We start from the raw sequence: 20,626 nt of genomic DNA, 5'->3' as shown, positions 1-20,626 counted from the left end.
GCCCGCCCCCCCCCGCGCCCCCCCCCCGCCCCCCACACCCCCGGCGGGGCCGGCCCCCCCCGCCCGGCCCGGCCGGTCGACTTCGAAGTGCAGACCCCCGTTCTACAGGCGCCCGGTGGGGTGGTCGGAGCCGTTGCCGATGAGGTCGCCGAGGGCCTGGGCGCCGCCCTGGAGCCGGCGGTCGCGCTGGCTGGTGCCGAAGTCGCCGTAGGGGTAGCCGCCCGGGGTGGGGGTGCTGACCTTGTCGAGGGCGGCGGTGGCCTCGGCGTCCAGGGTGAGGGCGACAGCGCCGAGGCCGTCGTGGAGCTGTTGCAGGGTGCGGGCGCCGAAGATGGGGGCGACTACGCCCGGGCGGTCGGCGATCCAGCTCAGGGCGACCTGGGCGGGGGTGGCGCCGGTCTCCTTGGCGATGCGGACGACCTCGTCGATGGTGGCCCAGTTGCGGTCCGACGCCGCGTACTCGGCCGACACCCACTGGTAGAGCTCGTTCGCGGACCCGGCGCGGGTGTCCGAGGTCGGGGTGGCGCCACGCTGGTACTTCCCGGTGAGGAAACCTCCGGCCAGCGGCGACCAGGGCAGCAGGCCGATCTTGTTGTGCAGGGCGGCGGGGACCATCTCGAACTCGCTCTCGCGGGACAGCAGGCTGTACTGCTGCTGGAGGGTGAGCGGGACGTGGACGCCCATCGCCTTCGCGGTCGAGACGGTCAACTGGAGCTGCCAGCCGGTGAAGTTGGACAGACCCGCGTAGTGGATCTTTCCGGCGCGGACGGCGTCGTCGAGGAAGGAGAGGGTCTCCTCCACAGGGGTGTGCGCGTCCCAGCCGTGCATCTGGTAGAGGTCCACGGTCTCCACACCGAGGCGGCCCAGGGAGGCGTCCAGGGCACGGTGGAGGTGGCGGCGGGACAGGCCGAGGTCGTTGACGTCGGGGCCGGTGGTGAAACGGCCCTTGGTCGTGAGCACCACGCGGTCGGTGATCTCACGCGGGCGAGCGGCCAGCCAGCGGCCGATGATCTGCTCGGAGAGGCCGCCGCCGTAGACGTCGGAGGTGTCGATCATGTTGCCGCCGGCCTCGATGAAGGCGTCGAGCAGCGCGAAGGACTCTTCCTCGGTGTTCTCGGTGCCGAAGTTCATCGTGCCGAACGCCAGCTTGGAGACGGCCAGGCCGGAGGTGCCAAGGGTGCGGTACAGCATGGGGTTCTGTACGCCTTTCCGTTGCTGAGGAGTTGGGCCGTGGTTCCGTGGTCCTGTGCTCAGAACCAGGAAGGCCCGGCGTTGGTGTACGGCGCCTGGAGCGCTGCCGCTTCCTCGTCCGAGAGGTCAAGGGCGAGCGCATCTGCGGCCTGTTGGAGGTGGTGGGGTCGAGTGGCGCCGACGATGGGCGCCGACACCAGCGGGTTGCGCAGCACCCAGGCGAGGGCGATCTGGGCCATGGCGACGCCGCGGGCTTCGGCGAGTTGTTGGACGGCGTTGATGACCGGCTCGTCATGAGCGCTGTCGAAGGCCTGTACGACGTGGTCGGTGGCGGAGCGGGTGCTCTGTTCGCCGACGGGGCGGGCGAGGCGGCCCTTGCCGTTCGGGGAGTAGGGCACCAGGCCCACGCCCATGTCCCCGCACATGGCCATGAGTTCCGGCTCGTCCTGGCGGCGCAGGAGGTTGTACTGGTTCTGCATGGACACGAAGCGGGTCCAGCCGCCGAGGTCGGCCGCGTGCTGGAGCTTGGCGAACTGCCAGCCGTACATCGACGAGGCCCCGAGGTAGCGGACCTTGCCCGCCTTGACGACGTCGTGCAGCGCCTCCATCGTCTCCTCGACCGGTACGTCGTCGTCGAAGCGGTGGATCTGGTACAGGTCGATGTAGTCCGTGCCCAGCCGGGCCAGCGAGGCATCGACCTGTTCCAGGATCGCCTTGCGGGACAGGCCCTCACCACCAGGACCGTCGTGCATCGGACCGCGGACCTTGGTGGCCAGGACGATGTCCTCACGGCGGGAGTACTTCCTGATCGCGCGACCGACGATCTCCTCCGATGTGCCGGCCTGGTAGACGTTGGCCGTGTCCCAGAACGTGATGCCCAGCTCGACTGCCTGCTGGAAGAACGGCGCGGCCTTGTCCTCGGTCAGCGCCCAGGGATGGGCGCGGGGGACGGTCGGGTCGCCGTAACTCATGCAGCCGAGCGCGAGCCGGCTCACCTTCAGACCGGTGGCGCCGAGACGGATGTACTCCATGGCAACGCTCCTTTACATCTACTGCGTCTACGCGGCAGGGGTGATGCGGACGGTGGTCGAGCGGGGGCCGCTGCGTACCATCGGCTCCAGGTAGGAGCTGGAGGCGTACTTGGTGCGGTAGGCGTCGTCGACCGCGTCGAGGACGGAGTCGTCGGCCGGCACGAAGGCGACCTCGTGTTCGGCGCCCGCGATGCGGATGCGTCCGGCCTTCTGGGACAGCGCCGCCTGGTACCAGCGGGAGTTGGAACCGTTGTAGGGGCGGACGTAGAGGTCGCCGCCCGAGACGACGGACCAGATCCAGGTCGGTGTGCCGTAGGTGCGGCCGTCCTCGCGGTACGGCGAGATGTGCAGGTCGTCGGCGGCCGCGAACGAGCGCAGCTGCGCTGGGTCCCAGGTACTCATCGTGGGTTCTCCATGTGCAGTAGGCGGTGACGTGTCAGCGGTTCGAAGCACCGCGCCGTTCGGGGAGGACGTTCGCGATGGCGGTGGCGATGACGATCACCGCGGCGATGAACAGGCTCGCGCGGAGACCGGGCAGGGGGTCCGTCCGGCTCGCGAGGAGGGCTCCGAATGCGGCCACGGCCAGGGCACCGCCGACCTGGCGGCTGGTGTTGAACACCGCGCTCGCCACGCCGGAGCGGTGGGCAGGGACGTTCTCCAGGAGCAGGCCGGTGGTCGGCTGCATGGCCAGCGGCCCGCAGCAACCGACCGGGATCATCACCACGGCGATCAGCCATACCGGCGCGGAGGCCGGGAGGACCGCCAGCACGACCAGGCTCGCGCCCATCAGGAGGAAGCCACCGACGATGGGCACACGCGGGCCGTACCGCTTGGTGAGCCGGGCCGTGGGCACGCCCAGGAAAGCGGAGAGCACGGCCATGGGCAGGAAGGCCACGCCTACGGCCAGCGCGGACAGGCCTCGTTCCTGTTGGAGGTAGAGGCTGTAGAGGAAGACCGTGCCGTTCAGGGCGGCGATGAACGCGAAGCCGTTGGCGGAGGCGATCCGCATCGTGCGCGAGCGGAGCAGGTCCATCGGCACCATGGGGTGCCTGCCGCGCACCTGAGCCGCGGCGAAGGCAGCCGCCGCCAGGGCCGTCACCGCGAAGGCGACGAGCACCTTCGGCGCGCCGAAGCCGTCGGCGCCAGCCTCGATCGCCGCGAAGGTGAGCGCGCCCAGGGCGACCACTGCGGCGACCTGGCCCGTCCAGTCGAACGGCACCGGCCGACGCGGGGAGCGCACGGCACGCGACAGCAGGAACAGCGCCACGATGCCGACGGGCAGATTGATGAAGAAGATCATCCGCCAGCTGGTCAGGGACAGTGCGCCGCCCGCGACCGGTCCGGCCGCAGCGGCGACGGACCCGGCGATAGTCCACACCGCGATGGCCCGCGCGCGCCGGACGGGGTCCGGGAACGCCTCGCGGATCAGGGCGAGCGAGGCGGGCAGCATCGTCGCAGCGCCCGCTCCCTGCACCGCGCGGGCGGCAATCAGCACGCCCACGTTCGGCGCCAGGCCGCACGCCACCGAGGCGACGACGAACACGGCCATGCCGGCGCCGAAGGCACGGTGGGCGCCGATGCGGTCGCTGACGGATCCGGCGGACAGCAGCAGCGCGGCGAACATGAGCGTGTAGCTGTCCAGCACCCACTGGAGCCCGGTCATCCCGCCGCCGAAGTCGTCGCGGATGGCGGGCAGGGCGACGTTGACGACCGTGGCGTCCAGGGTGATGACGAAGAAGCCCAGCACAGCGGCGGCCAGCGCGGCGGTGGCCGCGCCGCGCGAACCGGCGACGTCACCGGTGACGGACGGCGACGTGGCAAGGGGGACGGACATGACGGGTGATCTCCTGGAACGCGTGAGCGGGGGAAGAAAACGCGGCCGGGCCGACGGCACGGAGAAGTGCGTGTTGCATCCGTGCCGTCCCGGCCCCGGGCGCACGGAACGGCGGCCGATCAGCTCGTGGTGTATCCGCCGTCGACGGGCAGGGCCACACCGACGACGAGGCTCGCGGCGGAGCTGCACAGCCACAGCACGGCCGCGGCGATCTCGTCGGCCCGGCCGAGCCGTCCGATCGGCTGCCGCTTCATGATCTCGGCCATGGCCTCGGCCTGGCCTTCGAGCATGTCGGCCACCATCGGGGTGTCGATCACGCCGGGGCACACCGCGTTGATGCGGATGCCCTTGGGCGCGTACTCGACCGCCGCGCTCTTGGTCAGGCCGATCACGCCGTGCTTGGACGCGTGGTAGGCGGCACGCTCCGGCAGGCCCACGAGGCCGCCCAGCGAGGAGCAGTTGACGATGGCGCCGCTGCCCTGCTGCCGCATCTGCCGCAGCTCGTGCTTCTGGGCGGCCCAGACGCCGCGCAGGTTGACGGCGTTGACGTGGTCGAAGTTCTCGGCCGTCTCGTCGGCCGCGTCACTGGGCGGGACCTGCACGCCGGCGTTGTTGAACGCCATGTCGAGGCGGCCGTACGTCGCGACCGCGCGGTCGACCATCGCGGCCGCCTGCTCCTCGTCCGTGACGTCGCAGGCGACGCCGGTCGCCCGGTGGCCGGCCGCCGTCAGTTCCTCGGCCGCGTGTTGTACGGCCTTCTCCTCGATGTCGGCCAGGACGACGGCGGCACCGGCCTCGGCGAAGGCCCGGGCGGTGGCCAGGCCCATGCCGGAGGCCGCGCCGGTGACGAGGGCCACCTGGTCATGGAAGTCGTACGTCGGGCTCATGGGAAGTGATTCCAATCGTGGGTCGGCAGGTCAGGGGCGCAGCAGCGTCTTGATGGCGCGGCGCTCGTCCATGGCCCGGTAGCCCTCGGCGGCCTCGTCCAGCGGCAGGGTCAGGTCGAAGACCTTGCCGGGCTCGATACGGCCGCCGATGACGCGGTCGATCAGGTCGGGCAGGAAGTGACGCACCGGGGCGGGGCCGCCGCGCAGGCCGACGTGGGAGAAGAACAGCTCCTGGCCGTCGATGGCCACGTCGTGCGGGACGCCGACGAAGCCGACGTTGCCGCCGGGGCGGGTGGACTGGACGGCCTGCCGCATCGACTCCTGGGTGCCGACGCACTCCAGGACGGAGTCGGCGCCGATACCGCCGGTGAGCTCCTTGATCCGGGCGACGCCCGCTTCGCCGCGCTCGGCGACGATGTCGGTGGCGCCGAACTCGGTCGCGAGCCGCTGCCGTGAGGCGTGGCGGCTCATGGCGATGATCCGCTCGGCGCCGAGTTCGCGGGCGGCGATGACGCCGGACAGGCCGACCGCGCCGTCGCCGACGACGACAGCCGTGGAGCGGGGCTTCACCTCGGCGGCGACGGCCGCGTACCAGCCGGTGCCCATGACGTCGGAGAGGGTGAGCAGGCTCGGCACGAACTTCTCGTCGGGCTGCCCGTCGAGGGCGACCAGGGTGCCGTCGGCGAGTGGGATGCGGATGTACTCGGCCTGGCAGCCGCCCACGAACTCCCGGTGCGGGCAAGAGGTTTGATAACCGGCGCGGCAGATCGGGCAGGTGTTGTCGGAGGCGAAGAAGGAGCCGATGACGAACTGCCCCGGCTTGATGTCCGTTACCTCGGCGCCGGTCTCCTCCACCACACCGACGTACTCGTGGCCGATCGGCGTGGGCTGGGCGACGAGGTTGATGCCGCGGTAGTCCCACAGGTCGGAGCCGCACACACAGGCGGCGACCGTCCGGATCACCGCGTCGGTGGGGGCGAGGATCTGCGGCTCGGGAAGGTTCTCCACCCGGATGTCACCGGGGGCGTGGATCACGGTTGCGCGCATGACTCATTCCAGAGTGAGGGGAAGATTGAACGGGGTGGGACGCCGGCTGCCGGAGCCGGGCGAGGGGAAGGGGCCGGCCGGCCGTTGCGTCAACTCGCCCGGTGGCGTGGGCAGCGCGTCGAGGTCGTCCGGTCGACGGCGCTCAGCGTCAGATCGACCGTCAAGGGCGTTGTCGAGGCGGCGGGTGGCGGTTCCGCTCGGCGATCTCCCGCGCGCGTGATCACCGCCACCGTGTGGGTGTGCCGTCCCCGGTCGCAGCCGACGCCGACGCCGGCGCTTCTGTCGGCTGTGCTCAGTGCGAGGTACGGGTGCTGGTGCGCGGGCCGCCGTACTCGGCGTCGGTGACGTGCTCCAGCCAGTTGACCTCATCGCCCTCCCACAGGGCGATGTGTTCCATGAACTGGTCCGGGCTCGCGCCGTGCCAGTGCTCCTCGCCGGGCGGGCAGCCGATGGTGTCGCCCGGGTGGGCTTCGATGATCACGCCGTCACGGGTGCCGATCAGGGCGACTCCGGACACGACGTGCAGGGTCTGGCCCAGGCCGTGGCTGTGCCAGGCGGTGCGGGCGCCGGGGGCGAAGCGGACCATGTTGGCCCGTGCCCGCGAGGGCTCCTCGCCCCGGTAGATCACGTCCGCCCAGACGTCACCGGCGAACATGTGAGGGGGCAGCTTCATGGTCGCGGGCTGCTTGAGGATCTCCATGGTGGTACGTGCTCCTTGCGTCAGCGTATTGAAGGGGGACGCGCGAATGAGAGTGGGGTCAGGCCTTGCGGAACAGTTCCCGGGCCACGTTCAGTGCGGACATCGCCCTGGGCCATCCGGCATAGAACGCCATGTGAGTGATCGTCCCGATGATTTCCTCTTCGGTGACGCCGTTCTGCCTGGCCAGGGGAATGTGGAACGAGAGCTGCTCGCTGCTGCCGCTGGTGATCAGGCTGGCCACGGTGATCAGACTGCGGTCCCTCGGTGACAGCTCCGGGCTCTTCCACTCCTGCCCGAACAGCACGTCCTCGCTGTAGCCGGCGAGCGCGGGAGCGACGTCCCCGAACAGGTCGCGCGGTCCCGGCGGGGTCTTCTCAGTCATGGTTCGTGTCCTTCCGTGTGACTCGGCGGCGCTCATCGGCCGGCCTGGTGCCACTTGCGTCACTACCGATGAAAATGCAGGTCACACGTGCGTGGAAGGACTCGTTGATACGTGTACTGGCAGTACACCCCACGATCGCGGAAGCCGTCGTAGCCTCGAAGGCATGGACAACCGAAGCGAGGTACGCGAGTTCCTGACCAGTCGCCGGGCCAAGATCACGCCCCAGCAGGCGGGGCTGCCCGCCTACACGGGCAACCGGCGCGTCAAGGGACTGCGCAGGGAAGAAGTCGCGATGCTCGCCGGCGTCAGCGCGGAGTACTACGCCCGCCTGGAGCGCGGCAACCTCTCCGGCGTCTCCGAGGCCGTCATCGACTCACTCGCCCGAGCCCTTCAGCTCGACGACGCCGAGCGCGCCCACCTGGACGACCTGGCCCGCACCGCGAACACCGCCCGCCGCCCCGCCCGCAGACGGACCTCGCAGCCCATCCGCCCCGCGCTGCAGCACCTGCTCGACGCGATGACCGAGGCGCCCGCCTTCATCCGCAACGGCCGCCTCGACATCCTGGCCACCAACCGGCTCGGCCGCGCCCTGTACGACCCGGTCTTCGCCGACCCGGCCCGCCCCGTGAACCTCGCCAGGTACGAGTTCCTCAACCCCGGTGCGGCCGACTTCCTGCCCCAGCTGGAACGCCAGGCGGCCGGAGCGGTGGCCCTCCTGCGCACCGAGGCAGGCCGCGACCCCTACAACCGGGACCTGACCGACCTCGTCGGCGAACTCTCCACCCGCAGCGAGAAGTTCCGCACCCTGTGGGCCGCCCACGACGTGCGCCTGCACCAGACCGGCGTCAAACACTTCCACCACCCCGCGGTCGGCGACCTCGCCCTCCCCTTCGAGGCCATGCCCATCCCCACCGACCCCGGCCTCACCCTCACCGCACTCAGCGCCGAACCCGGCACTCCCGCCCACGACAGCCTCAAACTCCTGGCCAGTTGGGCCGCCACCCTCGACCAGGACGATCGGGGCGACCAGCCGGACACTGCGGCTGCCAGCGGTGAACAGAGCGCGTAGCGGAGCCGCGTAAGCCCGCCATGACGCCGCATGCTGCCGCAAAGCCCGGACGCGGCCGCCGAGTTCGACGTCGAACAGCCGACGGCGCGGCCGTTGCCCTCCGGGTCAGAAGCCGGGGCTGAGAGGGTGGCTGAACCCCTGATCGGAGATGAGCCGGGCCGCCTCGCCCAGGGCGGTGGCGAAACGCTCTATGGCCTCGTACGGGAAGCGCTGACTGGGGCCGCTGAGTGAGAGGGAGGCGATGACGGCGCCCGAGCGGCCGGTGACGGGGACAGCGACTGCTGTGAGTCCCTCGTCCCACTCGCTGCTGCTGACCGCGTAACCGTGCCGAGCTGCTTCCGCCACCCATTCGCGCAGCCGGTCTGTATGGGCCTCGCCCTGCGGCGAGGCGACGGCGATGCGCCTCAGCTGGGCTTCGGAGGCGTCGCGCAGCAGGATCTTCGAGGAGGCACCGGCCCACAGAGGCTGTTCGTCGCCGACGTCGACGACATGGCGAAGGGGGTGCGTGCTCTCCTCGTGGGCGACGCAGACGCGCTGGGTGCCGTGAGCGACGAAGAGGTTGACGGTCTCGCCCAGCTCGTCGGCGAGCTCGCGCATGACCTTGCGGGTCTCGCGCGGGATCTCCCACTGGCTGCGGGTCAGGTAAGCCCAGCGCCACAGGCCGGGGCCAGCCGTGTAGCCGTTCGGGTCCGGCACCAGCAGGTCGCACTCCTCCAGCGTCTGGATCAGGCGCAGCACCGTGGTCTTCGGCAGTCCGGTCGCTTCGGTGATCTTCCGGATCGTGATCACCGGCCGGTCCTCGCTCAGCAGACCGAGGATGTCCAGGGCGCGCCGAACACTTCGTACGCCCGTGCCGTTCCGCTCCTGCTCCACTGCGGTCCGCCCCTCCTTGTCATCCACGCCGGCGCCTCCCCCTACGAGTCGTATACGAACTGCCTGTCATGGCCCTACCCGGGACACTAGTCCACCTAGTGGACCAGTGGAACCATGTAACGGCGAGAAAAACGGGCCGTAACTCTTGAAGGGCCCTGGAGATGCCGCGTATGTTTCCGCCAATCGGTCCACTCGGTCCATTGAGTGGACCTCGGTTCTGAGGGTCGCCGCCCCCACCGCTGTGGCGATGGCCCGGTACGCCGGTGACGGCGGCTCCGCACCCAGGAGCACCCGCCCTCACCGGAGCGTCTGTCCCCACCGCAACCATCCGTGCCCCGCTCCGTACCGCGCACCGCAAGCGCGGCCCGGCCGGCACGGAAGAACCGCAGCATCCAATGGAGTGTGTGAAATGAACAGCACCCAGGGCCCGGCGGCAGCCGGACACGCCGGAGCGCCCGGCCTGGCGAAGAGGGCGGCGATCGCGAGCTTCATGGGAGCCGTGGTCGACTGGTACGACTTCTTCCTCTACGGCATCGTCGCCGGCCTCCTCTTCGGCGACCTGTTCTTCCCCGGCGCATCCCCGGCCGTGGGCACCCTGGCGGCCTGGGCCACCTTTGGTGTCGGCTTCCTCTTCCGGCCGCTCGGCGGCATCGTCTTCGGCCACTTCGGCGACCGACTGGGCCGCAAGCGGATGCTGGTCCTCACCATGCTGATCATGGGCGTGGCCAGCACGCTGATCGGCATCCTGCCCACCTACGCACAAGCCGGCATATGGGCGCCGGTACTACTGGTCGTACTCCGTGCCACGCAGGGCTTCGCGGTCGGCGGCGAGTGGGGCGGTGCCGCGCTCATGGCGGTGGAGAACGCGCCCGCCAAGTGGCGTTCGCTCTTCAGCAGCGGTGTCCAGGTCGGCGCCTCGGTCGGCCTGCTGCTCGCGACTCTGGTCGTCAAGGTCGTGTCGGGCAACACCTCGGAAGCGGCCTTCCAGTCCTGGGGCTGGCGGGTGCCCTTCCTGGCCAGCGCGGCCCTGGTGATGGTCGGCCTGATCATCCGGGCGAGGGTCGAGGAGTCCCCGGTCTTCACCCAGCAGGTCGCCGCGATCGCCGAGGAAGCCAAGCCGCGCGTGCCACTGATCGCCGCCGTCCGCTCCAACCCCAAGGGCTTCTTCGCCATCATCGGCCTGCGCCTCGTGGAACTGTTCACCTTCTACGGCGTGACGACTTTCGGCCTGGCCTACGGCACCGGAGAGCTGGGGCTGGACCGCGACAGCCTGCTCAACGTGAACCTGGCTGTGGGCGCGCTGGCCATCCTCACGATCCCTGGCTTCGCCTACCTCGCGGACCGGTTCGGCCGACGCCGTATCTACTGCTGGGGCTCTCTGGCGGGCGTGGTGGCGGCAGCGCCGTTCTTCTGGGCCCTGGAGTCCGGTTCGATGGTGCTGATCATCTTCTGTGCCGTGCTGCTGGTGAACATCGCCCACGACATGGCGGTCTCGGTGCAGCAGTCGCTGTTCACCGAGATGTTCGGCCCCGAGTACCGCTACAGCGGCGCAGGCGTCGGATACCAGCTGGCCAGCGCGATCGGCGGCGGCTTCACCCCCTTCATCGCGAGCACCTTGGTGATCTGGGCGGGTGGCGGCTGGGGACTGGTCGCCGGGTACCTGGCACTCGGCTGCGGGATCTCCTTCCTCGTCGCCCTGAGCATCCGCAACGACCAGCCCGAAGCGGCGACCGACGCCGGCCTTCGATCCGCGTCGGCCAGCGCCGCCGCCGTCTGACCTCCGCATCCCGTCCCCAGCGCCCCGTCCGCCGACCGCCCGGCGGGCGGGGCGCACCACTTGCCACTTGTCGCCGGTACGTCGACTCCATATGCTCTGACCGTATAGCGGATCAACTGGTCCGCCTGATGGACCTCAGGGAGTTCTGGTGAAAGCAGCCGTCCTGACCACGACGGGCCGGATCGAGACGGTCACCGACTGGCCGGAGCCCGCCTGCGGTCCCCATGACGTCATCGTCGAGATGGACGGTGCCGGTCTGTGCGGCAGCGACCTGGCCGTCTTCCACGGTCGGCGCCTCCCGCCCGAGCTCCCCTGGATCCCGGGCCACGAGGGCTTCGGCCGTATCGCGGCGGTCGGCAGTGCGGTACGCGGCCGGCGCCCCGGCCAGACGGTGGTCATCGAGCCCAACTACGCCTGCCTGAAGTGCGCCGACTGCCTCACCGGTCTGACCTCGGCCTGCCCGCACCGGGCCATCGTCGGCCTGGACTTCCCCGGCGTCCTCGCCGAACGCGTCGCGCTCCCCGCGCACTTCGCCCACCCCGTCCCCGACGGCCTGAGCGGCGCCGACCTTGCCAGTACCGAGCCGTACGCCGTCGCCCGCGCAGCGGTACGCCGCAGCGGAGTCACCGCCGCGGACCGCTGTCTGGTCATCGGCGCCGGCGCGCAGGGCCTGCTGGTCTGCCTCATCCTGACCCGCCTGGGTATCCGGCCCCTTGTCACCGAACCCCACCCGCTGCGCCTCGATCACGCCGAACGCATCGGCGCGACACCCGACGACGGCCGCACGGGTTTCACCTACGTCTTCGAGACCTCGGGGTACGGACCCGCCCTGCGCCCCGCCGTGGACCGCGCCGCCCCCGGCGCCACGGTCGTGCTGGTCGGCCTCAACGGCGATCCGCTCCCGTTCACCACGAACGACGTGGTCCGCCGCCAGCTCGTACTACGCGGGTCCATGATCTACGACCACCCCGGCGACTTCACCGACGCGATCGCCGAACTGGCCTTGGATCGCCCGGGAGTTGTCATCGAGTCCCGCTTCCCGTTGGAAGAAGCCCAGGAAGCCTTCGCCGGTGCCACCGAACGCGCCGGAAAGACCTGGATCAGCATCGGCCAGGCATACGCGAACGCAAGCGGTAACGGGAGCGCGTATGCGTAAGTCCATCGCCACCGTCTCCCTCAGCGGCTCGCTGACCGAGAAGCTGTCCGCCGCCGCGCGGGCCGGCTTCGACGGCGTGGAGATCTTCGAGAACGACCTGCTCGCCAGCCCCCTCACCCCGGAGCAGATCCGTGACCGGGCAGCCGACCTCGGGCTCACGATCGATCTGTACCAGCCCTTCCGGGACTTCGAGGCCGTCCCCGACGACGTGCTCGCGGGCAACCTCCGCCGCGCCGGGCGCAAGTTCGACCTCATGCGACGGCTCGGCACCGACACGCTGCTGGTGTGTTCCAGCGTCTCCCCGCACGCCGTCGACGACGACACCCTGGCCGCCGCACAGCTGCGCCAACTCGCCGAGCGGGCCCACGCGTACGGCATCCGTGTCGCCTACGAGGCGCTCGCCTGGGGCCGGCACGTCAACACGTATGCCCACGCGTGGCGCATCGTCGAGCAGGCCGACCACCCGGCGCTCGGAGTCTGCCTGGACAGCTTCCACATCCTCGCCCGCGGCTCCGACGCCAAGGGCATCGAGGACATTCCCGGCGAGAAGATCTTCTACCTGCAGCTCGCCGACGCTCCGCTGATGGCCATGGACGTGCTCCAGTGGAGCCGTCACCACCGCTGCTTCCCCGGCCAGGGCGGCCTCGACGTCGCCTCCCTCGTACGCCACGCCGTGAACGCCGGATACCGGGGCCCGCTCTCCCTGGAAGTCTTCAACGACGTGTTCCGGCAGGCGGACGCCGGGCACACGGCCGCCGACGCGTTGCGCTCCCTCATCGCCCTGGAGGAGAGCGCGGGGATCGCGGACCTGCCGTCCCCCACCGTGCCGTCCGGTGTCGCCTTCGCCGAACTCGCCACCTCCGACCCGGAACCGGTCGCCGCGCTGCTGGGCGCCCTCGGCTTCGTACGCACTGGCCGGCACACGACGAAGCCCGTGGAACTGTGGGAACAGGGCGAGGCACGCATTCTGCTCAACAGCGGCACCGCCACCCGCCGCGAGGGCACGGCCCTGACGGCCATCGGCCTGGAGACCCCCGGCCCCGGCGCCGCCGTCCGGCGCGCCGAAGCCCTGCTCGCGCCCGCACTGCCGCGCCGGCGCACCGAGCACGACGTACCGCTGGACGCGGTCGCCGCACCCGACGGCACCGAACTATTCTTCTGCGCCACCGGCCGCCCCGGCCACCCCGACTGGACCCGCGACTTCCCGGCCGAACGAGCATCCGTACCGGCCGGCATCACCGGCATCGACCACATCGCGCTGACCCAGCCCTGGCACCAGTTCGACGAAGCGGTCCTCTTCCACCGCAGCGTTCTGGGCCTCCTCCCGCACGAGACCGTCGACGTGGCCGACCCGTACGGCCTGCTCCGCAGCCGCGCCCTGACCAGCGGCGTGTCCGGCGCCGGGGACGGACTGCGCCTCGTTCTCAACCTCGCGCCCACCTCGGTGAACCAGGGCAACCGGGCCCAGCACATCGCCTTCACCACCGGCGACATCACCGACACCGCCCGCCGCATCCGGGCCGCCGGCACCGAGCTGCTCTCCATCCCGGCCAACTACCACGACGACCTCGACGCCCGTTTCGAGTTCTCGCCCGGCGAGCTGGACACCTACCGCGACCTGGGCATCCTCTACGACCGCGACGAACAGGGCGGCGAGTTCCGCCACTTCTACACGGCGACCGTCGGCCGCATCTGCTTCGAGGTCGTCCAGCGCACCGGCGGCTACCGCGGCTACGGCGCCGCCAACGCCACCATTCGCCTCGCCGCCCAACGCGACCAGCGGCGATAGGAGGGCGGCGGAGCGATCGGGCGGCCACTGGCGGCTGCTCCGAAGGGTTTACGGGGCTCCCGCCCCGTCGGGGAGAGCCTGTTCAGCCCAGATGATCTTGCCTGTGCGGGTATGGCGGCTGCCCCAGCGTTGGGTGAGCTGGGCGACGAGCAGGAGACCGCGGCCGCCTTCGTCGAAGGCGCGGGCCCTGCGCATATGGGGAGCGGTGCTGCTGGAGTCCGAGACCTCGCAGATCAGCGTCGCGTCGCGGATCAGCCGTAGCTGAATGGGGGACCCGCCGTAGCGGATGGCGTTGGTGACCAGTTCGCTGACGACGAGTTCGGTGACGAAGGAGAGGTCCTCCAGCTGCCAGGTGGCCAGTTGCTCGCAGGCCAGCTTGCGGGCCTCGGCCACGAACTTCGGATCGGCGGGGACATCCCAGCCGGCGACCTGGTCGGCGTACAACGCGCGGGTCCGGGCCACGAGAAGGGCGACGTCGTCGGCGGGACGGTCCGGCAGCAGGCCTCGCAGGACCGCGTCGCAGGTCTCTTCCAAGGGATGGCCCTGGCCGGCGAGGGCCTGGCGCAGCAGGTCGAGTCCGTCGTCCATGTCCCGGTCGGGGGCCTGGACGAGACCATCGGTGTAGAGGGCGAGCACACTGCCCTCACGGACGTCGAACTCCGCGGTTTCGAAGGGCAGACCGCCCACGCCCAGTGGCGGCCCGATCGGCAGGTCCAGGAATTCGGCTTCGCCGTCCGGGGCGACCAGGACCGGGGGCGGGTGGCCGGCCCGGGCCATGGAGCAGCGTCGCGAGACGGGGTCGTAGACGGCGTACAGACAGGTGGCCCCGATCTCGCCCGGACCGTCCGCGGCCCCGGCGTCATCCGTCGTCGTCTCGGAGGCCATGCGCAGGACGATGTCGTCGAGCCGGGTGAGCAGCTCGTCCGGGGCCACGTCCACGTCGGCCAGGGTGCGTACGGCCGTGCGGAGCCGGCCCATAGTGGCGGACGCCTGCACGCCGTGACCGACGACGTCGCCCACCACCAGCCCCACTCTCGCTCCGGACAGGGGGATGACGTCGAACCAGTCACCACCGATTCCGGCGAGGGAACTGGCCGGCCGGTAGCGGGACGCGACCTCGACGGCCGTATGCCGGGACGCGTGGTGACGTAGGAGGCTGCGTTGCAGTTCGAGAGCGATGGCACGTTCGCGCGTGTAGCGGCGGGCGTTGTCGACGGACACCGCCGCGCGGGCCGCCAACTCCTCGGCCAGCAGCAGGTCGTCCTCGCCGAAGGGTTCCGGTGTGCGGTGGCGGACGAGGATCGACAGGCCGAGGGTGACACCGCGGGCGCGCAGCGGCACGGCCATCGCCGAGTGCATGCCGTAGGTGTCGATGCTGCGGGCCCGTTCCGGCGAGCCCGCGGCCCACTGGTACCGGGTGACGTCCTCCGCCGCATACAGCAGGGCCCGGCCGGTGGTCAGTACGCGGCCCTGCGGCGAGTGCTCGTCGTAGGTGTGCCTGCTGCCGAGCGGGACCACGGATTCGGGGCAGCCTTCCAGCACGGACCGCTGTGCGGTGCGGCGGAAGAGCAGCGGTCCGGCACCGGGCAGAGGGGCCTCTTCCTCGCCGGCCAGCGCGGAGTTCAGCAGGTCCACGATGACGAAGTCGGCGAAGTGATCCGTGCACACCTCGGCCAGTTCCTCGGCGGTGCGTGCCACGTCCAGGGTGGAGCCGATCCGGACGCTGGACTCGTTGAGCAGGCTCAGGCGTCGGCGGGCCAGGAACTGCTCCGTGCTGTCCATCGCCGCCAGGCACACACCCCGCACCTCGCCCACGTCGTCCGTGAGCGGGCTGAGGGACACGAGCCACGCGTGCTCCCGGGGCTCGCCGGGCGCGCGCAGCCATGCCTCGTACGGCATCGGCTCACCCGTGCGCAGCACCCGCAGGACCGCGTCGTCGAGCCCCTCGAAGCCCGGCAGCCGTCGCAGCCCGCGGCCCGCCTCCCCCACCCGTCGGCCCACCAGGTCCGACTCGGGTCTGCCCATCGCCGCTTCCATGGCGGAGTTCACGGACACCGCGAGCCCGTCCTGGTCGAAGAGCGCCATCGGAATGGGGAACTGCTCCAGAGCCCGCCGTCGTAGCTGTGCCGCCGGCTCCGGCACCGTGGCCGTCAGAAACCACTGGGTATCCCCGGCACGGTCCAGCAGCGGATGTGCGTCCAGCTCCAGCGCCACGCTGTGACCGTCCCGATGCCGTACGTGAAGGGGGCCGCGCCAGTCGCTCGCCTCGGCAAGGCAGGTGCGGGCCGAGGCCGGAACGGCACCGGTCAGCAGCGTGCCCACCTCGCGGCCCAGCATCTCCTCGGGCTCGTAGCCGAGCAGGCGACGGGCACCGGCGCTCCACGCGATGACCCGCCCTGCGGCATCCACCGCGGCCGAGGCGACACCGTGCTCGCCCATCGTTCCTTCTCTCTGCACGGCCGGAACCGCCGTCAGTGAGCTCACGGGCCGACTGCACGGTGCTCCGTTTCCCACTCCATTCTGCACCGGCCACTCCACGCACAACGCGCGAATGCATCAGGTAGCCGGTCCCAGAGCGTCGTTTTGGACCGGGGCCGGAGGTTCCCGGTGTTCCGGCATATCGGCGCCTGGGCAGCGCTCAGTGGTGACTGATGGTGATGCAGGCGGGCCTCGGTACGGGTACGGACGTGCCGGTGTCCGTGAGGTGGCCCGACCGTGGGTCGACTGCGAAGAGGTTCACCGTGCTGCTCGCCTGGTTCGCGACGAACAGCCATGTGCCGCTCGGATGGAAGGAGAAGCTCCACGGGGTGAGTCCCGCGCAGGGGATGCGCTGTACCAACGTGAGCAGGCCGGTCGCACGGTCCGCCGCGTAGACGACCAGGGTGTTCTCGCCGCGGTTGGAGGTGTAGACGAAGCGGCCGTCGCGGCTGATGGCCAGTTCTGCGGCGCTCGTGGTGCCGGTGTGCCCGGGCGCGTCGGTCGACAGGCTCTGGAGATGGGTCAGGACGCCGTCTTCGTGGCTCCATCGCAGGGCCTGGACGTCCGCGGACAGCTCGTTCAACAGGTAGACGATCCTGCCGCCCGGGTGGAAGACCACGCGCCGTGGCCCCGACCCCGGCGCCGTCGCGTAGGCGCTCGGGCCGTCGGACAGGGTTTGCGTGGCCCGGTCGAAGCGGTAGACGAAGACCCGGTCGGCGCCGAGGTCCGGGACCAGCGCGAACCTGCCGCTCGGGTCGATGACCACGTGGTGGGCGTGCGGCCCCGTCTGCCGCGGGTGGGGGCCGGAACCGGTGTCCTGCACCCGGGAGACCACGGCGCCGAGTCCGCCGTCCCTGCCGATCGGCACGGAGACGACGGTGCCGGCCGCGAAGTCCGCGGCCAGAAGCGTCTTCGACCGGTCGTCCACTCCCAGGTACGACAGTCCGCCGTTGACCGGCGTCGCCTGTGTCGCGATCTCGCCGAACTGCTCCAGCGCGCCGGAGGACTTGTCGACACGGAAGGCACGGACGGTCCCGCCGGATTCACCGCCGGTGGCGTACAGGACCGCCTTCCTCGGGTGGGCGACCATCCAGTTCGAGCCGGCCTGCGCCACCGGGCCGACCGACGTCAGGGTCGTGCTGGACGGGTCGAACCTCAGCGTGTGCACCTGGCCGAGGGTCCAGCTGCCGACGTGGAGTAGGCCGACCGCCCCACCCGGCGCGGCCTCGGACGGCGTGGCGGATAACAGCGGCAGCCCCGCCACGGCGGACGCCGCCATGGCTCCCAGCAGCGTTCTGCGGGACGGTGTTCCGGATCTTGAGTCGTTGCTCATCGAGCGCATCTCTCCGTCTCTGGGGTCACACTGTCACGCATATTGCTCACAATATTGCTGCCGCTGGCTCAGTACTCCGTCTTCTGCGACTCCAAGTAGCTCGTCAGGAACGCGTACTTGGCGTCGGTGTCGGCCGCCGCGCGGGGCGCGAAGGTGTCGCCGAGTTCCATCGAGAGCGGCCTCGTCGTGCGCAGGGCGGGCCAGGCCGGCAGGGAGCGGCTGTTGGGGTTGCCCGTGGCGGCGAAGTTCGCGACGTAGGAGGAGGTGATGTCGGCGATGGTGTGGTCCTCGTCGGTCCAGGGCCGGTCGGTGCCGTAGAGGTTGCCGAAGAGGTAGTACTTCTCGGCGCCGTGGTAGGCGCCGGCGCCGTTCGCGGGTTCGATCGGGTTGGTGGTGTCCGAGCCGGGCGGCGCGTGCGTCCACCAGTAGTTGTAGACCGGGCTGCGGCTGCCCGCGGCGTTCCTGAACTGGGTTCCCCACAGGAAGGTGGAGACCCGCTCCTCGTCCCGCGCGTAGGCGTTGTACTGCGCGGCCGCCTCCGTGTCGGTGGCCGCCTGATAGAGCGTGAGGAACTCCTCCGCCCGGTCGCCGAAGGTCGACGCCGCGAAGGCCCGGTAGGCGGCGGCTGTCATCGTCAGCGTGGGTGAGGCGCCGTTTTCGTCCTTGTTGTTGCCGGTCAGGACCGGTACGTCGTACTCGGCCCGGGACGTCATGGCGTCGGTGTACGTGGTCGGCAGGACGTAGCCGTCGAGGACGTTGCCGAAGTCGGTTCCGGCGGCCGGGGCCCCGGGGGCGTAGACCTTGGCGACGATCCCGTCCGCGGACAGGGCCCGCAGGTCGGACAGTGAGGACGCCCCCATGTAGGCGGTGAACGCTGAGCCGTTGGCCTCCGCCGTGGCGAGGGTGTCGTAGCCGCCCGCCACGCGGCCGAGCGCCGGGTCCTTGGTGTACTGCACGCCCGCCGCCAGCAGCGCCCGGTGGAACAGGCCCCGGGCCAGCTTCGAGATCATCAGGATGTTCACGAACGACGAGCCGTGCGACCAGCCGGCCAGGGTCACCCGGTCCGGGTCGCCGCCGAACGCGGCTATGTTGCGCCGGATCCACCGCAGTGCCGCCACCGTGTCCAGGACGCCCCAGTTGCCCGAGCCGCCGTGCCCCGACTCCGCGCTCAGTTCGGGATGGGCGAGGTTGCCGAACGCGCCCACCCGGTGGTTGAAGGTGACGACCACCGCACCCTTGGCGGCCAGGTTGGCGCCGTCGTAGACCGGCTGCGAGGCCCACATCGCGCTGTTGCGGCCGCCGTAGATCCACACGAAGACCGGGCGGCGCTCGCGTGAACTCGCCGCGCCCGTCCAGATGTTGAGGTTGAGGCAGTCCTCGCTCAGCGACGGCACCTTGTCGGCGGCGATGCCGGTGACCGGCTGGGGGCAGGCGGCGCCCCAGGTGTCGGCCGGGCGGACGCCCGTCCAGGACGGCGCGGGTCGCGGGGCGCGCCAGCGGTTCTCGCCCGCGGTCGAGGCGGCGTAGGGGATGCCCTTGTAGACGGTGATCCCGTCCAGGGCGGCCGGTACGCCGACGACCAAGCCCGACTGTGTCCTCACGGGGATGCTCCTGGGCGCGGCCGACGCCGGAGCTGCCGTCAGGCCGCCCAGCAGTGCCGCGCCCGCCGTCGCGCCGACGGCACCACCGAGGAAGCCGCGGCGGCCGAACCCGGCCGGTTCGTCCGGTGCTGCGTCGGCGGCCACGCGCGGGTGCCCGGTTCGGACAGGTTGGATGTCTCGCGTGCTCAAGTGAGTCTCCCGGTGGAAGAAGTTCGCGGTGCCAGGCGCAGTGCGACGACGGCGAGTACCGCGAGTGATGCGGCGACGAGCAAGGGGTGGGCGACCAGCCATGTCTGGACGCCTTCGAACGGGTCGGAGGGGGTCAGGGCCGCGCGCTCCAGCATCCAGGAGGCCGCGAACAGCAGGCCGAGGGCAGCCAGCGTGAGGCGGAACGCCGGGTAGCAGGCGGTGCGGGCCAGGACGAGCAGCGACGGCATGATCAGTGCGACGACGAGCAACTGGGTCAGTTCGATGCCGAGGTTGAAGCCGAGGAGTGTGGTGACGAGTGATCCCCGGTCCAGGCCGAGGTCGCCGATGAGCGAGGCGAACGCCAGCCCGTGGACGAGCCCGAAACCACCGGCGATGAGCACCTCGCCGCGCGCCACGAGGGGGCGTACGGCGTGGACTGCGGACACCCCGATCGAGAAGGCGATCAGCGTCTCCACCGGCCGGGACGGTACGTGGATCACTCCGGCCGCCGCCAGGGCGAGGGTGAGCGAGTGGCCCGCGGCGAACGCGGAGACCACGTGCACGACACGGACGACCACCCGCCGCCTCGACGCGCCGGCGGCGCGCCACCGACCTCCGGACGCCACCAGCGGGGCCGGGACCAGCAGCATGAGAAGGAACAGCAGGTGATCGGCTCCCTCGCCGACGTGCTCCGTGCCCAGGCCCACGGTGGTGACGAAGCCCCGCAGCCATGAGCCTTGCCCGGCAGGGACGTTCAGGCTCGTGGTGTCCCAGTCGAGGACCCCGAGGGTCTCGGCGTCGTCCGTCCTGAGGATGCCGCGGTCGAAGTCGTACCGGACGGTGGCGATGACCCGGTGGGTGACGAGTTCCTCGACGATGACGTCGTAGCGGAGGTCGAAGTCGGTGACACGGCCGTCGGGCGGGCGGATCTCCAGCGGGTAGACGAGATGGGCCGTCGCGTCGATCGTACGGACCGTCGGGGTGCCGAGCGTCACCGTCCAGGGGGTGCCGTCATCGCCTACGGCGGCGATGTGCCCGGCCGTGTAGGCGCCGAGGAACGACCGGTCGGTGCCGAGGACGCTCGCGGAGGTGAGTTCGCGGTGCACGGCGATGGCCAGCCGGTCGATCGGCAGCTGTACCTCCCCCTCGACCCGGTCGTCCCGGACGTCGAGGAGGACGGCGGAGGTGCTCATCGGGTGCGCGCCGGCCGGCGACGCGAGGCCGCCGACCAGCAGGAACGCCGTGAGTAGCAGGGTGGAGAGGAGACGGCGCACGGATGTCATCGGGAG

Annotated in this window: 17 protein-coding genes; 4 read left to right on the top strand and 13 right to left on the bottom strand. The window is 70.9% G+C overall.

Annotation, left to right across the window (positions count from 1 at the left end):
- Window positions 1–102: 102 nt before the first annotated feature.
- The 8 genes from ABT057_RS31950 to ABT057_RS31915 form a co-directional block, all read right to left on the bottom strand.
- A complete protein-coding gene (locus tag ABT057_RS31950; RefSeq protein WP_352347121.1) occupies window positions 103–1,191 on the bottom strand; it encodes an aldo/keto reductase in 1,089 nt (362 codons plus the stop codon).
- Between the two features lie 59 nt (window positions 1,192–1,250).
- Window positions 1,251–2,222: an aldo/keto reductase gene (locus ABT057_RS31945; protein WP_352347120.1), complete on the bottom strand. Its 972-nt coding sequence runs from the start codon at window positions 2,220–2,222 to the stop codon at window positions 1,251–1,253.
- A 27-nt stretch (window positions 2,223–2,249) separates the two neighbouring features.
- Window positions 2,250–2,624, bottom strand: coding sequence for a DUF2255 family protein (locus ABT057_RS31940; RefSeq protein WP_352347119.1), 375 nt, complete (start codon window positions 2,622–2,624; stop codon window positions 2,250–2,252).
- A 34-nt stretch (window positions 2,625–2,658) separates the two neighbouring features.
- Window positions 2,659–4,056: an MFS transporter gene (locus ABT057_RS31935; protein ID WP_352347118.1), complete on the bottom strand. Its 1,398-nt coding sequence runs from the start codon at window positions 4,054–4,056 to the stop codon at window positions 2,659–2,661.
- A 119-nt stretch (window positions 4,057–4,175) separates the two neighbouring features.
- On the bottom strand, window positions 4,176–4,943 hold the full coding sequence (locus tag ABT057_RS31930) for a glucose 1-dehydrogenase (RefSeq protein ID WP_352347117.1): 768 nt from the start codon (window positions 4,941–4,943) through the stop codon (window positions 4,176–4,178).
- A 30-nt stretch (window positions 4,944–4,973) separates the two neighbouring features.
- The gene (locus ABT057_RS31925; RefSeq protein WP_352347116.1) at window positions 4,974–5,990 is read right to left on the bottom strand and encodes a zinc-dependent alcohol dehydrogenase family protein; all 1,017 of its coding nucleotides are present in this window, start codon (window positions 5,988–5,990) and stop codon (window positions 4,974–4,976) included.
- 292 nt (window positions 5,991–6,282) lie between these two features.
- Window positions 6,283–6,690: a (R)-mandelonitrile lyase gene (locus ABT057_RS31920; protein WP_351485117.1), complete on the bottom strand. Its 408-nt coding sequence runs from the start codon at window positions 6,688–6,690 to the stop codon at window positions 6,283–6,285.
- 58 nt (window positions 6,691–6,748) lie between these two features.
- Window positions 6,749–7,072, bottom strand: a complete 324-nt coding sequence (locus tag ABT057_RS31915) for a carboxymuconolactone decarboxylase family protein (RefSeq protein WP_352347115.1) — start codon at window positions 7,070–7,072, stop codon at window positions 6,749–6,751.
- A gap of 163 nt (window positions 7,073–7,235) precedes the next feature.
- On the opposite strand from ABT057_RS31915, the gene ABT057_RS31910 reads away from it, so the two are divergent.
- Window positions 7,236–8,141: a helix-turn-helix transcriptional regulator gene (locus ABT057_RS31910; RefSeq protein ID WP_352347114.1), complete on the top strand. Its 906-nt coding sequence runs from the start codon at window positions 7,236–7,238 to the stop codon at window positions 8,139–8,141.
- A gap of 105 nt (window positions 8,142–8,246) precedes the next feature.
- Here ABT057_RS31910 and ABT057_RS31905 read toward each other — a convergent pair whose 3' ends face one another.
- Complete coding sequence (locus ABT057_RS31905) at window positions 8,247–9,041, bottom strand: IclR family transcriptional regulator (protein ID WP_352347113.1); 795 nt, start codon at window positions 9,039–9,041, stop codon at window positions 8,247–8,249.
- Between the two features lie 382 nt (window positions 9,042–9,423).
- On the opposite strand from ABT057_RS31905, the gene shiA reads away from it, so the two are divergent.
- The 3 genes from shiA (at window position 9,424) to ABT057_RS31890 (ending at window position 13,736) form a co-directional block, all read left to right on the top strand.
- Window positions 9,424–10,791: a shikimate transporter gene (shiA, locus tag ABT057_RS31900; RefSeq protein ID WP_352347112.1), complete on the top strand. Its 1,368-nt coding sequence runs from the start codon at window positions 9,424–9,426 to the stop codon at window positions 10,789–10,791.
- Window positions 10,792–10,939: 148 nt separating this feature from the next.
- Complete coding sequence (locus tag ABT057_RS31895; RefSeq protein WP_352347111.1) at window positions 10,940–11,947, top strand: zinc-dependent alcohol dehydrogenase; 1,008 nt, start codon at window positions 10,940–10,942, stop codon at window positions 11,945–11,947.
- Entirely contained in the window at window positions 11,940–13,736 is a 1,797-nt protein-coding gene (locus tag ABT057_RS31890) for a bifunctional sugar phosphate isomerase/epimerase/4-hydroxyphenylpyruvate dioxygenase family protein (RefSeq protein WP_352347110.1), read from the top strand. Before ABT057_RS31895 ends, ABT057_RS31890 begins: the two co-directional genes overlap by 8 nt.
- Before the next feature lie 48 nt (window positions 13,737–13,784).
- On the opposite strand, the gene ABT057_RS31885 is transcribed toward ABT057_RS31890, so the two are convergent.
- From ABT057_RS31885 to ABT057_RS31870, 4 genes are all read right to left on the bottom strand, one after another.
- Window positions 13,785–16,175 carry a SpoIIE family protein phosphatase gene (locus ABT057_RS31885; RefSeq protein ID WP_352347109.1) on the bottom strand — a complete coding sequence of 797 codons (2,391 nt, stop codon included), beginning with the start codon at window positions 16,173–16,175 and terminating at the stop codon, window positions 13,785–13,787.
- Window positions 16,176–16,374: 199 nt separating this feature from the next.
- Complete coding sequence (locus tag ABT057_RS31880) at window positions 16,375–17,547, bottom strand: lactonase family protein (RefSeq protein WP_352347108.1); 1,173 nt, start codon at window positions 17,545–17,547, stop codon at window positions 16,375–16,377.
- Between the two features lie 68 nt (window positions 17,548–17,615).
- Entirely contained in the window at window positions 17,616–19,292 is a 1,677-nt protein-coding gene (locus tag ABT057_RS31875) for a carboxylesterase/lipase family protein (protein WP_352347107.1), read from the bottom strand.
- Between the two features lie 41 nt (window positions 19,293–19,333).
- A complete protein-coding gene (locus ABT057_RS31870; protein ID WP_352347106.1) occupies window positions 19,334–20,620 on the bottom strand; it encodes a HupE/UreJ family protein in 1,287 nt (428 codons plus the stop codon).
- Between the last annotated feature and the right edge of the window lie 6 nt (window positions 20,621–20,626).

The sequence above is a fragment of the Streptomyces sp. NPDC002588 genome, assembly GCF_040295925.1.
Lineage (GTDB): Bacteria > Actinomycetota > Actinomycetes > Streptomycetales > Streptomycetaceae > Streptomyces.
Note: the sequence above shows the minus strand (reverse complement) of the source record. Positions and strands in the feature narration are given on the sequence as shown.